This window comes from uncultured Lutibacter sp. (assembly GCF_947495725.1).
Lineage (GTDB): Bacteria > Bacteroidota > Bacteroidia > Flavobacteriales > Flavobacteriaceae > Lutibacter.
The window spans coordinates 31,004-45,567 of record NZ_CANLZZ010000007.1; the positions used below are offsets into that span (position 1 = coordinate 31,004).

Annotated in this window: 16 protein-coding genes; 14 read left to right on the forward strand and 2 right to left on the reverse strand. The window is 27.8% G+C overall.

Annotated features, from left to right (window positions below):
• Window positions 1–2: 2 nt before the first annotated feature.
• From Q0776_RS15135 to Q0776_RS15170, 8 genes are all read left to right on the forward strand, one after another.
• Entirely contained in the window at window positions 3–461 is a 459-nt protein-coding gene (locus Q0776_RS15135; protein ID WP_298370049.1) for a DUF6452 family protein, read from the forward strand.
• A complete protein-coding gene (locus Q0776_RS15140; protein WP_298370052.1) occupies window positions 427–1,125 on the forward strand; it encodes a DUF6048 family protein in 699 nt (232 codons plus the stop codon). The genes Q0776_RS15135 and Q0776_RS15140 overlap by 35 nt, the downstream gene beginning before the upstream one ends.
• 33 nt (window positions 1,126–1,158) lie before the next feature.
• Window positions 1,159–2,106, forward strand: a complete 948-nt coding sequence (locus Q0776_RS15145) for a 2-oxoglutarate and iron-dependent oxygenase domain-containing protein (RefSeq protein ID WP_298370054.1) — start codon at window positions 1,159–1,161, stop codon at window positions 2,104–2,106.
• A complete protein-coding gene (locus tag Q0776_RS15150) occupies window positions 2,103–2,273 on the forward strand; it encodes a hypothetical protein (protein WP_298370057.1) in 171 nt (56 codons plus the stop codon). The genes Q0776_RS15145 and Q0776_RS15150 overlap by 4 nt, the downstream gene beginning before the upstream one ends.
• 42 nt (window positions 2,274–2,315) lie before the next feature.
• On the forward strand, window positions 2,316–2,666 hold the full coding sequence (locus tag Q0776_RS15155; RefSeq protein WP_298370060.1) for a translation initiation factor: 351 nt from the start codon (window positions 2,316–2,318) through the stop codon (window positions 2,664–2,666).
• 2 nt (window positions 2,667–2,668) lie between these two features.
• A complete protein-coding gene (locus Q0776_RS15160; protein ID WP_298370062.1) occupies window positions 2,669–3,541 on the forward strand; it encodes a nucleoside phosphorylase in 873 nt (290 codons plus the stop codon).
• 40 nt (window positions 3,542–3,581) lie between these two features.
• On the forward strand, window positions 3,582–3,734 hold the full coding sequence (locus Q0776_RS15165) for a hypothetical protein (RefSeq protein WP_298370065.1): 153 nt from the start codon (window positions 3,582–3,584) through the stop codon (window positions 3,732–3,734).
• A gap of 124 nt (window positions 3,735–3,858) precedes the next feature.
• A complete protein-coding gene (locus tag Q0776_RS15170) occupies window positions 3,859–4,791 on the forward strand; it encodes a peptidylprolyl isomerase (RefSeq protein ID WP_298370067.1) in 933 nt (310 codons plus the stop codon).
• Window positions 4,792–4,917: 126 nt separating this feature from the next.
• Here the strand turns inward: Q0776_RS15170 and Q0776_RS15175 are convergent, their stop codons facing one another.
• Window positions 4,918–5,154: a hypothetical protein gene (locus Q0776_RS15175; protein ID WP_298370070.1), complete on the reverse strand. Its 237-nt coding sequence runs from the start codon at window positions 5,152–5,154 to the stop codon at window positions 4,918–4,920.
• Window positions 5,155–5,356: 202 nt separating this feature from the next.
• Here Q0776_RS15175 and Q0776_RS15180 point away from each other — a divergent pair, with 202 nt between their 5' ends.
• The 3 genes from Q0776_RS15180 (at window position 5,357) to Q0776_RS15190 (ending at window position 7,372) form a co-directional block, all read left to right on the forward strand.
• A complete protein-coding gene (locus Q0776_RS15180; protein ID WP_298370073.1) occupies window positions 5,357–6,052 on the forward strand; it encodes a Crp/Fnr family transcriptional regulator in 696 nt (231 codons plus the stop codon).
• Window positions 6,053–6,137: 85 nt separating this feature from the next.
• A complete protein-coding gene (locus Q0776_RS15185) occupies window positions 6,138–6,836 on the forward strand; it encodes a hypothetical protein (RefSeq protein WP_298370076.1) in 699 nt (232 codons plus the stop codon).
• Window positions 6,833–7,372: a YfiT family bacillithiol transferase gene (locus tag Q0776_RS15190; protein WP_298370078.1), complete on the forward strand. Its 540-nt coding sequence runs from the start codon at window positions 6,833–6,835 to the stop codon at window positions 7,370–7,372. The genes Q0776_RS15185 and Q0776_RS15190 overlap by 4 nt, the downstream gene beginning before the upstream one ends.
• On the opposite strand, the gene Q0776_RS15195 is transcribed toward Q0776_RS15190, so the two are convergent.
• Complete coding sequence (locus Q0776_RS15195; protein WP_298370082.1) at window positions 7,369–10,044, reverse strand: TonB-dependent receptor; 2,676 nt, start codon at window positions 10,042–10,044, stop codon at window positions 7,369–7,371. The genes Q0776_RS15190 and Q0776_RS15195 overlap by 4 nt on opposite strands.
• 176 nt (window positions 10,045–10,220) lie before the next feature.
• On the opposite strand from Q0776_RS15195, the gene Q0776_RS15200 reads away from it, so the two are divergent.
• From Q0776_RS15200 to Q0776_RS15210, 3 genes are read left to right on the forward strand one after another with little or no spacing between them, the layout of a single operon-like run.
• Entirely contained in the window at window positions 10,221–10,682 is a 462-nt protein-coding gene (locus Q0776_RS15200) for an Mpo1-like protein (protein WP_298370085.1), read from the forward strand.
• Between the two features lie 11 nt (window positions 10,683–10,693).
• Window positions 10,694–14,137 carry an OmpA family protein gene (locus tag Q0776_RS15205; RefSeq protein ID WP_298370088.1) on the forward strand — a complete coding sequence of 1,148 codons (3,444 nt, stop codon included), beginning with the start codon at window positions 10,694–10,696 and terminating at the stop codon, window positions 14,135–14,137.
• On the forward strand, window positions 14,137–14,478 hold the full coding sequence (locus tag Q0776_RS15210) for a tRNA-binding protein (RefSeq protein ID WP_298370091.1): 342 nt from the start codon (window positions 14,137–14,139) through the stop codon (window positions 14,476–14,478). Before Q0776_RS15205 ends, Q0776_RS15210 begins: the two co-directional genes overlap by 1 nt.
• Window positions 14,479–14,564: the final 86 nt, after the last annotated feature.

The window sequence follows — 14,564 nt, forward strand, 5'->3', positions numbered from 1 at the left end:
GTATGAGAAAATTAGTTTTTTTAGTTGTTATTAGTATACTTTTTTCCATTAGCTGTGAAAAAGACGATATTTGCTTAGAAGATACAACACCCAATTTAGTATTAAAGTTTATTGATTTTCAAAATGATACAATCATAAAAACTTTAGAAATTGACAGTATAAAAGCTTTAAATAAAGCCTTAATTACATCATTTACTTCAACTTCAAAAGACTCCATAAGTTTACCATTAGATTTTAATGAAAATTTCACCAAATATGAAATTTCTTCAGGCGGAACTTCAGATACTATTAGTTTTACTTACGAAAGAAAAGATATTTTTGTATCAAGATCTTGTGGTTACAAAACAATTTTTGAAAATTTAGAAATAGAAAGCACTACAAACCATTGGATAAAAGGGTTTGCAATTACTAATACAATTATAGACAATGATACCTTATCGCATATTAATATTTTCCATTAGTCTTTTAATTAGTTTTACTGCATTTTCCCAAGAAGAAAAAGTGCAGGACACTGTTAAAACAAAAGTTAGTTACGGAATTAGAGTTGGAGTTGATTTAAGTAAACCTCTTAAATCGTATTTAGATGAAGATTCTAAAGGATTTGCAATAGTTGGAGACATTAAAGTTGCTACCAATTACTATGCTGCTGTAGAATTAGGTTTTGACGATGTAACAACTGAGGAAGACTATATGAATTTTTCAACCAAAGGTTCCTTTATTAAACTAGGTATTAATTATAATGCTTATGATAATTGGAAAGGAATGGAAAATGAAATTTTCATTGGAGCTCGTTATGCTTTTAGCTTTTTCGACCAAACATTAAACAATTACACTCCAAATGCTTACGGGGATTATTTTTTAGCTTCACCTATTGAATCTGGAACTGAATTTAAAGATTTAAATGCGCATTGGATCGAATTTGTTACCGGAATGAAAGTTGAAACATTAAACAATTTGTATTTAGGCGTACAAATAAGTATTAATAAAATGATAAGTACAAAAGAACCTAATAACTTTAAAAACTTATATGTTCCAGGTTTTAATCGTGTATTTTCCAATGATTTAGGTATAGGTTTTATTTATACATTAAGTTACAACATTCCAATAATAAATAAATTCAAATAATTTTTGTTATTTTTAATAATCAAATTATAAATTATGAAAAATATACCAAGTGTTGATTTATCAGATTTTTTATCTGAAAACCCACAAAAAAAGCAAAAATTTATTAAAGAACTTGGGCAAGCCTACGAAGAAATTGGCTTTGTAGCTTTAAAAGGTCATTTTTTATCAGATGATTTAACAAATAATTTATATGCAAAAGTTAAAGATTTTTTCAATTTACCTCAAAAAATTAAAGAATCTTATGAAATAGAAGGAATTGGAGGCCAACGTGGATATACCTCTTTTGGAAAAGAAAGTGCTAAAGGAAAAAAAGAAGGTGATTTAAAAGAATTCTGGCATTTTGGTCAGGAAGTAGCAGGAAATGAGAAACTAAAAGCTGAATACCCTAAAAATGTATTTGTAAAAGAGGTTTCAAATTTTAATAATGTAGGAATGGACGCCTACAAAAATTTAGAAAAAACAGCAATTTATGTTTTGCGTGCTCTAGCTATTTACATTGGTTTGGAAGAAACTTATTTTGATAAGTATGTAATTAACGGAAACAGTATTTTACGTCCAATCCATTACCCTCCAATTAAAGGCGAGCCAAAAGGAGCGGTTAGAGCTGCGGCACACGGTGACATAAATTTAATTACACTTTTAATGGGTGCATCGGCATCGGGCTTAGAAGTGCAAAACAAACAAGGAGAATGGATTGCTGTTACCGCTTTACCCGAACAGTTAGTAGTAAATGTTGGTGATATGCTCGAAAGGTTAACAAATAACAAATTAAGATCAACAATACATAGAGTTGTAAACCCACCAAGAGAAGAATGGGACAAACCACGATATTCAATCCCGTTTTTTACACATCCAATTAGCGAAATGTCGTTAAATTGTTTACCTGAATGCATTGATGATACGCATCCAAAAGTTTATGAAGATATAACCGCTGGTGAATTTTTAAATGAACGTTTAAAAGAACTAGGACTTATAAAATGATTTCAAAAAAAGTAATTTCAGTATTTACATTTGGAGTGTTTTTAATAATCGCAGGTGCAATTTTAAAAATTGCGAATAACCCTCAAGCTAACTTAATTATGGCAATAGGATTGGTTTTTGAACTTTTAGCCGCATTAATATTTATTTGGAATAAAATTAAAAAATAGTTTCAAATTAATTAATTTTACTAAACGTTATATAATAATAAAATGGGTAAAAAAAAGTTAAATAGTTTAGAAGATTTGGGTGGATTTGTTTTTTCCACTAACAATGATTTTGAATATGACAAGAATGAAAATGAGGAAACACTAGAACCTAATCAGCAACATTTAGAAGCGCATTTTTCTAATAAAGGAAGAGGCGGTAAAACAGTAACAGTAATTACGGGTTTTCAAGGATCTGAAGTTGATTTAAAAACTCTAGGTAAAATGTTAAAACAAAAATGTGGAGTTGGTGGTAGTGTAAAAGATGGGGAAATTATTATACAAGGAAAATTTAGAGACAAAATAATGGAAATCCTAAAAAAGGATGGCTATAATATAAAACGCGTAGGCGGTTAGTTATGAGAAAAATTGCAGCTTCAGAGCTTATTTTAAACCCTGATGGTAGTGTATACCACTTAAATTTAAAACCTGAAAACATTGCCCAAGATATTATTTTTGTGGGTGATCAAAATAGAGTTCCAAAAATATCCAAACATTTCGATTCTGTTGAATTTGAAACGCAGAAAAGAGAATTTAGAACTATAACCGGATTATTTAAAGGCAAAAGAATCTCGGTAATTTCTACAGGAATTGGACCCGACAATATTGATATAGTAATGAATGAATTAGATGCCTTGTTTAATATTGATTTAGAAACAAGACAACTAAAAAAAGAGCATACTTCATTAAATATAGTTCGAATTGGTACTTCTGGTTCATTACAAAATGATATTGATGTTGATAGTTTTGTGTTAGCAAAATATGGTTTAGGTTTTGATGGAATGTTACATTCTTATGATTGTGAACATATTTTAGAAGCTGATTTTGAAGATGCTTTTATAAAACACACAAATTGGAGCCCAAGAAAAGCCCGCCCATACATTGTAAAAAATAGTGAAACCTTAGAAAAAAAACTAGTTAGTGATGAAGTTTTTGTAGGTGTAACAGCAACTGCAGTTGGTTTTTATGGACCTCAAGGAAGGGTTTTAAGATTACCGCTCCAAGATCCAAAATTAAATAGTAAAATAGACAATTTTGAGTATAATGGAGTAAAAATTACAAATCTAGAAATGGAAACTTCAGCTATATATGGTTTGTCAAAATTATTAGGTCATAACGCTTGTTCTATGAATGCTATTATTGCAAATAGAGCCAATGGAACTTTTAGTAAAAACCCATACAAACCTATAGAAGAACTAATTATATACACGTTAAACAAATTATCTTCATAATTTTTTAGTATATTTAAACCCTAACAAAACCCCATTAGAGATGAAAAAATTAACAATTTATATCGCTGCAATTACATTTACTGTGCTATTAAGTACATCATGTAAATCTACCAAAGGCTGCGGATTAACTAGCGATGCTTCTAAAATAGACAATATTACTAATTCTACAATTATTGTTGCCGAAACTAAATAAAATTAATTATTTCTAAATAATTAAAAATCTGTTTTTTAACAGTTATCAATTACCACATAAAACGGTTATTATTCTTTTTTTCAAATGAAAGCATGTATATTTGCGTTCAATAAAATTTAAGAAAATGAATAACGGATTATACGCAAAATTTAACACTTCAAAAGGTGCTATTTTAGTAAACTTAGAATTTGAAAAAACTCCTGGAACAGTTGGTAACTTTGTTGCTTTAGCAGAAGGAAATTTAGAAAACGGATCTAAACCACAAGGAACTCCTTATTATGATGGTTTAAAATTTCATAGAGTAATTGCCGATTTTATGATTCAAGGTGGATGTCCACTTGGAACAGGAACTGGATCTCCTGGTTACAGTTTTGACGATGAATTTCATCCTGAATTAAAACATAGTGGTCCTGGAATTTTATCTATGGCAAATTCTGGTCCTGCATCAAATGGAAGTCAATTTTTTATTACTCACGTTGCAACACCTTGGTTAGATAACAAACATACAGTATTTGGAAATGTTGTTGAAGGACAAGATGTTGTTGATGCAATTGCTCAAAATGATGTTTTAGAATCTTTAGAAATAATAAGAATTGGTGAGGCTGCGGAAAAATTTAACGCTGTTGAAGCGTTTAGAGTTTTTGAAGGATCTAGAGCAAAAAGAGAAGAGGAAGCAAAAAAAGCAGTTAAAGAAGCAATGGATAAAATTGCTGCAGGTTACGATGAAACTCCAAGCGGTTTACGTTATAAAATATTACAAAATGGTGATGGAAAACCAGCTACTAAAGGTAGTATGGTTTCGGTTCATTATAAAGGACAATTAATAGACGGACAAGTTTTTGATTCATCATACCAACGTAAACAACCAATAGATTTTACAATTGGTGTTGGACAAGTAATTCCTGGTTGGGATGAAGGAATTCAATTATTAAAAGTTGGAGATAAAGCAAGATTAGTGATACCTTCAAACCTGGCTTACGGTAGTCAAGGTGCAGGTGGTGTTATTCCTCCAGATGCTACACTTATTTTTGATGTAGAATTAGTTGGAGTGAAATAATATTATTATTACATAAAACAAGTAAAAAAGCATTGATATATATCAATGCTTTTTTTTGATAAACAATAAAATACTTAAAAAAGTATCTAAAGAAGTTTAATGGATAATTTTAATAAATAATCCGAATTAAGAATTTTGTAATTTACTTGTATATAATCTCCAAATATCAGAAAATAGATAAATAATAAATCCCAAAATAGAAGAAATAAGTACAATTTTACCTATAGTACAAAATGTACATTGATAAAAACTATTTGACAACCCAAACAAACAACTTGTACAACCAACAACAATCATTAAAATGTAATCAACAAATGCTATTACTGGAAGTATAATTAACGATTTTAAAGCTATATCTCTCATAATCAACAAAATAAAGTTAAACAAACCTTTACTAAAATTAAACCTTATCCATCTTATTTCTTTAAGTATAAATCAACTTTAATCTTTGTATAAAATTAGTTACTAAGCTCTGTGAAAAAAAAGATTCCTAATGGGTATTTTTTATACTTAATGATGTAATTTTACATTATTGTAGATGTAATTTTATAATAAATTTAATGCTATGCCCGATTTTTTGAAAAAAGAGAATGATTTTAAATATACATTTTTAGACGCAAAAGGCTGTCTAAATAAATTAACTAATGATGAGAAAAACGAATTAGTTAAAAATAAAGTCGATGTTGAATTTGAACCTGGAGAAACAATTATTAAACGTGGTTTAGAAGTAAACAATATTTTATATTTAAATGAAGGGCTGGTTAAATTAGAAATAATAAATGATGGTGAGCCTTACACTGTTGGTTTAGTAGAATCACATTCATTTATAGGGATTATATGTTGCTTCGCTTTTGAAAATTTTGATTTTACTGCAACTGCCTTAGAAAAAACTAAAGTTAGTTTTATTAATAAAAACATATTTGAAGGTTTTATTAAAAACAATGGTGATTTTGCCCTAAATTTAATTAAACATATGTCAGGAGTTTCAAATGGAATTTTTCATAGAATTACAACTCTTTCACAAAAAAATATTGATGGTGCACTTTCAATTATTTTACTCGATTTTGCCAAAATCTATAAATCAAATTCTTTTGTAATCCCAATGGTTAGAAAAGAACTTGCTAATATGTTAGGCTATTCTAAAGAAAGTGTAATAAATACCCTTTCAAAGTTCAACAAAGAAAAAATAATTAAAGTTTCCGATCGAAATATTGAAATATTAGACCCTAAAAAGCTTCAACAAATTAGTAAATTAGGTTAATTAACTGTTACATATACCATTTAAAAACGTCTAAAAGATATCTTTTAGACGTTTTATTTATATTTACATTTTTAATAATAATCCTATGAAATTTAAACTAATATTACTAGTAATTGTTATTCTACACTTAACTTCGTGTACTAATTTAACAAATAGTCCTGAGTTTATAAAAACCACAACTGGAAAATATTTATACAATTCTGATGAAATTATTGAAGTTTATTTTGAGGATTCTGAAATGTTTTTAAAATGGCGTGGAGCCACTAAAATTTCTCCATTGAAACTTGATAAAAACACATTCTTTGTTAAGGAAATAAATGAAAAAATTAGCTTTGCTAAAAACTCAGAAACATCAATTCAATATTTAGAATTTGTACCAAAAAGTGATATTGACACCGTTAAACATAGATTTAGAAAGCTAAGTAAATTTGAGAAAATACCTAGTGAATATTTAAATGAAAACAATTTTGAAAAAGCATTAGAAGGTTATTTGGCAATACAAAAAAAGGATTCTTTAGATAAATCTTTAAATGAAAAAAACTTTAATTCACTTGGCTATAAAGCGCTAAGGAATAAAAAAATTGAAATGGCAAAAAATATTTTCAAAATAAATATAGAATTATACCCAAACAGTTCCAATGTTTATGATAGTTATGGAGATGCCTTAAAAGTTAGTGGTGACACCTTACAAGCAATTGAATTTTATAAAAAATCCTTGTCGTTAGATTCTGGAAATAAAAGTGCTAAAAAGTTTATTAAAAAATACGACAAAACTATAAAATGATTGAAAAACTAAAATATCCTATTGGGCAACCCAAAATTCCTAAACACATTTCAAGCAAACAAATAAAGGAGTGGATTGCTGTATTAGAGGAGTTTCCATCCAAATTAGAATTGTTGGTAAAAAGCTTATCAAATAATCAATTAGATACTTGTTATAGAAAAAACGGTTGGACTATCCGTCAAGTAATTCATCATTGTGTAGATAGCCATATAAATAGTTATATTCGATTTAAATGGACACTAACTGAAGATAAACCTATTATTAAAGCTTATTTTGAAGAAAAATGGGGAGAAATATTCGATAGTAAATCAGGACCAATTGAACCATCACTAATTTTATTAGCGAGTTTACACGCAAAATGGGTTTATTTACTAAAAGGATTATCTGAAGAAGAATTAAAAAGAGAATTCATTCATCCAGAGGGGAATAATGCTGTTAATTTAAAAACAAATATTGGAATTTATGCTTGGCACTGTAATCACCATTTTGCTCACATTTACAATTTAATGCAAGCAAAACAGTGGATTAAAAACTAAGAATGTCGTCTTCCGTGATATCTTCTTCTGCCCGAGTCTCCTCCTCTTTTACTACTTTTTCCAGTTGGAGGTTTAATACTATAAGAAAAGCTTAGCATAGCGTAAGTTCCTAAATTAGTTTGAAACGTTTCTTCAAAATAGTTATCAGAACTTGTTCTTTCTATTCCTAAATTTTTATCTAAAATATCAAATACTTGAAGTTTTAAGTTTCCTCTTTTTCCTTTTAAAAATGCATATTCTACTCCCATATTCCAAATAGGAATTGTTTGTGAATCAAAATTATTATCGGTATATAATGAATAATCAAATTGAGTATCAAATGTTATACTGTTTGTTAAATCCCAATCTAATTTTGTATAATAATTTTGCTTAACATAATCTCTATCTTGATCTTGTAACGAATATGATGTTTTATTAAAATTATAATTTGCACCAACCGTTAAATCAACCTTATTTTTATTTTCGTTACTAAGGCTAATTCCCATATCCCAACTTTTGCTATCGGTATCATTATACGAATTGTTAATTACAGTTGTATATTCCGAAAAATTTGCTCCTCCACGCAAAGAGTACCTTAGTCCTATTTTATTAATTCTTTTACTTAAGCTTAATCGTCCTCGAAGAGTTGATTTTTCTCCAAAATTTTCAAAGGATGATTCTCTTTTAAAATTATCAAAAATTGTTCGGGTCGAAACAATTGCATTTGTAGTTTTTGTGTATCCAATAAATGAAAATAAACTGGTTGCTTTTTGAAAATCGTGAGAAATAAACATAACAGTGAAATCATCTTCTTTCTCCGGAGTTATATTTGTATTTCCAACCGATATAAATAATGGATTAAAATCGTTAATTACTGGAGTAACCTGATTTAAATTTGGTAAAACAACATCTTTCTCATATCTAATTCTAATTCGTTTACCTTTCTTATATTCGTAATTAAACATTGCTTTTGGTAAAAAATTAGAATATTTATTATCTATTACAACGCTATTGTCTAAATCTAAATTTTGCTTTAGATTTTCTATAGCTCCAGAAACATATAACTGAATTTTATCCTTACTAAACACATATCCTAATTGATTTCGAAATATATTTTTATCATAATCTATTTGAAATTTAAAGGGATCTTGTTCAATTTCATTTATTGATTTGTTTTGCTCAACATCTTCGTCATTATTATTATTATTTACACTTGTAGAAAAACTAATAAAATGATGTTGAATAATTGGCTCCATAAATCTTACAGAAACATTATAATTTAGCGCTTTATTATTCTCATTTCTTGTTGTAATTTCTTCAGTTTCAGAAAAATTTTCACTATCTGTTATATTAAATTTATTTGACGAATCCTGAAAATTCATATCACTGTTATCATTAAACGAAATACCACTTCTAACTCGTAAATTTCTTCCTTTGTCATTTAACTTCTTAGACAAATTAAAATTTAAGCTCCCATTATTTCTATCATCATCACTTCTTGTTATTCTTTCACTAGTTGTTTCTTCATTATTATATTCATCAAAATATACGGTAGAATTATTAGTGTCCGATTCTCTTACATCATTTTTAAATTTCCCCCTAAATTCCATATACTCACCTTCTTTGGTTCTATCTCTTAGGCTAAAATTAATATTATGATTATTGGATATGTTTTCATTGGTATTATCTCTTTTGGAAGTGAAAAATAAATCTTCGGTAAATTCGGTTCTGTTTGAAGACTCGTCCTCTTCCCTATTTGAATAACCGTAATAGTAATCTATATTAAAATTTAAATCTTTTTTAAACTCATAGTTATAATTTGCTCCTGCTGTTCCAGTGGTTAAAAAACCGCTATTACTTCCTCCAATACTTCCATCTCTTCTAAAAACAGTTGCTCCGGTATTATTTATATTGTTTAACTTTCCAAATAATGCTAGCTGAGAGTTTTTTGTAAACCTATTTAAATCAAAATTAGTTTGATACCTATCGTTAGTACCAATACCTGCTCCCGCTTTACCAAAATAACCCGATTTTTTCCCTTCTTTTAAAACAAGGTTAATAATTTTCGTTTTCTCGCCATCTTTTACTCCTGTAGTTCTTGTTTCATCACTTTCTTCATCTATAATTTGTACACTTTTAATAGCATCGGCATTTAGGTTTTTTAAAGCAATAGACATATCATTACTAAAAAATTCTTTACCATCAACTAAAATTTTCTGCACATCTTCACCCTGAGCATTTACGGTACCATCCGTATCAATTTGCACTCCTGGTAGTTTTTTAATTAAATCTTCAACATTATCATCTTGCTTTACTTTAAATGCTTTAGCATTAAAAGCAACAGTATCTTGTTTTATTTTAATTGGAACAATTGCATTTATTGTAACCTCATTTAATTGATTAACTTCTCTTTTTAAAGAAACAATACCTAAATCCAATTCCGTATTATTAATAGATACAATTCTTTGATCTGCTTGATATGTCATAAGATAAATTTGAACTAAGTATTTCCCCTCTTTAAATCCCGACATTTCAAATTTTCCATCGCTATTTGTTGAGGTATATTTTACCAACAAAGAATCTTGAGGTTGCAATAATGCAACTGAAACAAATTCTAGAGGTAACTTATCTTCATCTAAAACAATGCCTTTTATACTTTGTGAATAGGAAGCTTGCATAATAAACACAAGCATTATTAATTGTATTAAAAATCTTTTTTTATTAAAAATGTTTAACATATATTGGTTTGTTTTTAGCTTTGTTAGGTAGTATTACTTTTATTAATTTATCAACACAAAAATGCTATAAATAATACTAAAAGAACTTAAAAAAACGTTAACAATTGTTAACGAGTGTTAACAACAAAATTATGAGAACTAAAGACCAATGGTTTACAGAATATTCTGAAAGTCATCTAAACGAAACAAACCAATTGATTCATTATATATGTGTACCAGCAATATTTTTTAGTATTGTAGGTTTGTTAATGAGTATTCCTTCAAATGGAATTTCTAATTTATTAAATATAAACAATCCTTTTATTGAAAATTGGGCAGCTTTAGTATTACTTATTACAATGTTTTTTTATATACAGCTATCGTTTTCTGTTTTTGTAAGAATGTTAACTTTCTCAATAATATGTTTGGTAGGAAACTATTTCTTATCCAATGTATTACCGTTATTTTACACCTCATTATTCATATTTGTAATTGCCTGGATTGGTCAATTTTATGGACATAAATTAGAAGGAAAAAAACCTTCCTTTTTTAAGGATTTACAATTTTTATTAATTGGCCCTGCTTGGGTGTTTGAAAAACTTTTAAAAAAATAGTTAATTATACTATGAAAAAAACAACCTTATTCGTCTTTTTATTTTTATCATTTCAACTATTTTCTCAGGAATTTAAATACGAAATAATTAATACGTCTATAAATTCGAAATACGCCGAATTGGGCGTTACATATTTAAATGCAAACGAAGTTTTATTTGCATCATCAAAAAAAACAAGTAATGATAAAAACTTTAAAAAAGACCGAAGAGTAAACAATAGACAAATGTTTGTTGATTTATATAGAGCAGTAATTAATGACGAAGGTGATTTAATACAAACAAATAGATTTACCAACGATATAAATAATATGTTTTATGTTTCGGATATCACTTTTACTTCGGATTTAAAAACAACCTATTTTACTTGGAATAATTTTTACAATACTACAGGTAGAAAAGACTCTGCAGAGTGGAAAAAATTGCATATTGTAAAAGCAAACGTTAACAATAATTTAGAAGTATCAAATTTTGTTAAACTACCTTTTTATAGCAAAGAATACTCAATAATGCAACCAGAGTTAAGTAAAGATGGTAAAAAACTATACTTTATTTCAGATATGCCTAATGGATATGGAAATACCGACATTTACGTAGTTGATATAAACGATGATGGAACTTATGGAAAACCTAAAAATTTAGGTCCAAATGTAAATACATCTCAATCCGAATCGTACCCTTTTATTGATAAGGATAATACCCTATACTTTTCGTCTTATGGACATAATGCTAAAGGAGGTTTAGATATTTTTAAAAGTGATTTTAAAAATGGTGAATTTCAAAAAGCCACCGCTTTGCCAGAACCAATAAACTCAAAAAATGATGATTTTGCCTTTGTTGTTAACAGCTCAAACAACACTGGTTTTTTTACCTCTAATAGAAAAAAAGGAAAAGGAGATGTAGATATTTATGGATTTAAATTATCCGAAAAGGAAATACAATGCAACCAATTAATTAGCGGAATTGTTTTAAATAAAAAAACAAAAAAAATTCTTAAAGGCGCTACACTCTCATTGTTTAATAATGAAAATGAGCTTATTGAAGCTGTAATTTCTGATAAAAATGCAAACTATACTTTTAATTTAAATTGCAACGAAAACTATAAAATAACTGTTGAAAAAGAAAACTATATAACTACAGAAATTGAATTTGAGACCAACGACACTCTAGATTTTGAAATTAAGAATAAAATTGAACTGGAAGAAATTGAGTGTTCTCAAACTATAGCTGGACTTGTTTATAATAAACAAACCAAAGAACCATTAACTGATGTAACTATTAATTTGTTTAAAGATAATGAAATTATAGACTCGGTAACTACTAATGAAAATAGTTCATTTCGTTTAGATGCTAATTGTAACAGTAATTATGTGATAATTACTAAAAGAGAAGGCTTTTTACCTACCGAAATAAAATTAAAAACAACAAGTGAATTCGATTTTGAAAATATTGAAAATATTGAATTAACACCTACTGAATGTCAACAATTATTATCAGGAACAATTGTAAATAAACTAAACGGAGAACCTGTTATAAGTACCTCAATATTATTATTAGAAAACAATAAAACTATTGCATCTGAAAAATTAAATAGTAATTTCAATTTTAAATTCGAACTTAATTGCGATAAAAATTACACTGTAAAAATTGAAAAAGATGGTTTCGAAACTGCCCAAATTGATTTTAACACTTCTACCGAACGTGATTTAGAATTTTCAAAAACTTTTGAATTAACTCCTATTGAATGTAATCAATCAATTACTGGAATTATTTCAAATAAAAACAACGGAGATGCTTTAACTAATGTAAAAGTTACTTTATTTAAAAACAATGAAATTATTGATTCTCAAATCACCGAAAATGATGCAAACTATAATTTTGATGTTAAATGCGATGAGAATTACAAAATTGTTGCAGAGAAAGATGGTTTTGAACCTTTTGAATTGACGCTTCAAACGAATGAAAAAAACGATGCAATTATTACTAAAAACATATCGTTAACGCAACTTGTTTGCAATCAATTAGTTATTGTTTCAGCTAATAATAAATTGACCAAAGAACAATTATATAACGTAAAAGTAAGTCTTGTTTTAAACGGTAAAACCATTCAAACTCAAAATATTGGTAGCGACAAACAAATCAGTTTCCAATTAACTTGCGATAAAAATTATACTATTATCGCAGAAAAAACTGGTTTTGAATCTGTTGAAACAAAACTAAACACTTCTAACGAACGCGATTTAGAATTTTCAAAAACTTTTGAATTAACACCTATTGAATGTAACCAATCAATTACCGGGATTATTTCAAATAAAAACAATGAAGACACTTTAACCAATGTGAAAATTTCCTTGTATAAAAACAATGAAATTATTGATTCTCAAATCACCGAAAATGATGCCAACTATAATTTTGATGTTAAATGCGATGAAAATTATAAACTTATTGCAGAAAAAGATGGTTTTGAACCTTTTGAATTAACGCTTCAAACAAATGGTAAAAACGAGGCAATCACTACCAAAAACATATCGTTAACGCCACTTGTATGCAATCAGCTTATTTCTGGAGTTGTTATTGACGAGCATACGAAGGAGCAATTAAACAATTTACAGATTTCCTTGTTTCAAAATAATGTAAAACTTAAAACAATTACATTAAGAAACTTGAAGTTTGAATTTCAGCTAGATTGCGATACTTCTTATAAATTAGTAGTTGAAAAAACCAACTACAAAAATTCGGAAATTGAAATAAATACAACTGACGTACGTAATTCTAACATTGAAAAAACAATAAATTTAGAACCACTTGAATGCAAATACATAGTGAGAGGAAGTATTTTAGATAAAATAACTAAGTTACCTGTTCCCAATGTAAAAGTAAACATATTAAAAGGTGAGCTTAATTTTAAAGAACTTGATCTAAGCAATAATGCTAGTTTTTTAATTGAATTAGATTGTAAAGAAGCTTATTCGTTTATTTTTTCGGCTCCAAATTATCAAAATAATCTTTGGGAAATCCCTACAACATCTGGTTACAACAATTCAATAAACCAAACATTCTATTTATCTGAAGAAGAAGTTTTTGAAACAGTACAAAGCAAAAAATCGATAAAAACTAAACCAATTTATTTTGATTTAGATAAATCTAGTGTATCCCAAAATGCCATTCCAGAATTGGAAAAAGTAGTTGCTACTTTAAAGAAATATCCAAATTTAAAAATTGAAGTAAAATCGCATACAGATAGCAGAGCTTCTGATAATTACAACCTAGAACTATCGGAAAACAGAGCAAAATCTGTTGCAAATTATATTATCTCTAAAGGAATAGATGCTAGCAAAGTAATAGGTAAAGGTTATGGAGAAACACAGCTCTTAAATAAATGTTCTAACGGGATTAAATGTACTGAGGCAGAACATAGAGCAAATAGAAGAACCGAGTTTATTGTAATTGAAGAATAATGAAGGAAACGATAACTTTTGAAGATTTTCAAAAAGTAGATATTCGAATAGGAACTATTATAGAAGTTAATGATTTTCCAAAAGCTAGAATTCCTGCCTATAAACTTAAAATAGACTTTGGAGCACTTGGCATTAAAAATTCAAGTGCTCAAATAACTGCTCTTTATTCAAAAGAGGAATTAATTGGTATACAAGTTACAGCTGTTGTAAATTTCAAAAAGAAACAAATTGCTAATTTTTTTAGTGAATGTTTAGTGTTAGGTATTTACAATTCTAAAAATGAAGTAGTTTTATTAAAATCTTCAAAACATAACATTAAAAACGGAGAACAGGTGTTGTAACTTAAACTAGAATACAAAAAGTAACTAACTTAATTCTTCCTTTATTTAAATAAAAAAGCACAAATTTAATAATTTGTGCTTTTTTT

What these genes read in the sequence shown, in the direction of transcription:
- Q0776_RS15180 (WP_298370073.1), top strand. Translation starts at nt 5,357, where the DNA reads ATGCCCGATTTTTTGAAAAAAGAGAATGATTTTAAATATACATTTTTA.
- Q0776_RS15175 (WP_298370070.1), bottom strand. Translation starts at nt 5,154, where the DNA reads ATGAGAGATATAGCTTTAAAATCGTTAATTATACTTCCAGTAATAGCA.
- Q0776_RS15170 (WP_298370067.1), top strand. Translation starts at nt 3,859, where the DNA reads ATGAATAACGGATTATACGCAAAATTTAACACTTCAAAAGGTGCTATT.
- Q0776_RS15140 (WP_298370052.1), top strand. Translation starts at nt 427, where the DNA reads ATGATACCTTATCGCATATTAATATTTTCCATTAGTCTTTTAATTAGT.
- Q0776_RS15200 (WP_298370085.1), top strand. Translation starts at nt 10,221, where the DNA reads ATGAGAACTAAAGACCAATGGTTTACAGAATATTCTGAAAGTCATCTA.
- Q0776_RS15185 (WP_298370076.1), top strand. Translation starts at nt 6,138, where the DNA reads ATGAAATTTAAACTAATATTACTAGTAATTGTTATTCTACACTTAACT.
- Q0776_RS15160 (WP_298370062.1), top strand. Translation starts at nt 2,669, where the DNA reads ATGAGAAAAATTGCAGCTTCAGAGCTTATTTTAAACCCTGATGGTAGT.
- Q0776_RS15195 (WP_298370082.1), bottom strand. Translation starts at nt 10,044, where the DNA reads ATGCTTGTGTTTATTATGCAAGCTTCCTATTCACAAAGTATAAAAGGC.
- Q0776_RS15165 (WP_298370065.1), top strand. Translation starts at nt 3,582, where the DNA reads ATGAAAAAATTAACAATTTATATCGCTGCAATTACATTTACTGTGCTA.
- Q0776_RS15135 (WP_298370049.1), top strand. Translation starts at nt 3, where the DNA reads ATGAGAAAATTAGTTTTTTTAGTTGTTATTAGTATACTTTTTTCCATT.
- Q0776_RS15145 (WP_298370054.1), top strand. Translation starts at nt 1,159, where the DNA reads ATGAAAAATATACCAAGTGTTGATTTATCAGATTTTTTATCTGAAAAC.
- Q0776_RS15210 (WP_298370091.1), top strand. Translation starts at nt 14,137, where the DNA reads ATGAAGGAAACGATAACTTTTGAAGATTTTCAAAAAGTAGATATTCGA.
- Q0776_RS15150 (WP_298370057.1), top strand. Translation starts at nt 2,103, where the DNA reads ATGATTTCAAAAAAAGTAATTTCAGTATTTACATTTGGAGTGTTTTTA.
- Q0776_RS15155 (WP_298370060.1), top strand. Translation starts at nt 2,316, where the DNA reads ATGGGTAAAAAAAAGTTAAATAGTTTAGAAGATTTGGGTGGATTTGTT.
- Q0776_RS15190 (WP_298370078.1), top strand. Translation starts at nt 6,833, where the DNA reads ATGATTGAAAAACTAAAATATCCTATTGGGCAACCCAAAATTCCTAAA.
- Q0776_RS15205 (WP_298370088.1), top strand. Translation starts at nt 10,694, where the DNA reads ATGAAAAAAACAACCTTATTCGTCTTTTTATTTTTATCATTTCAACTA.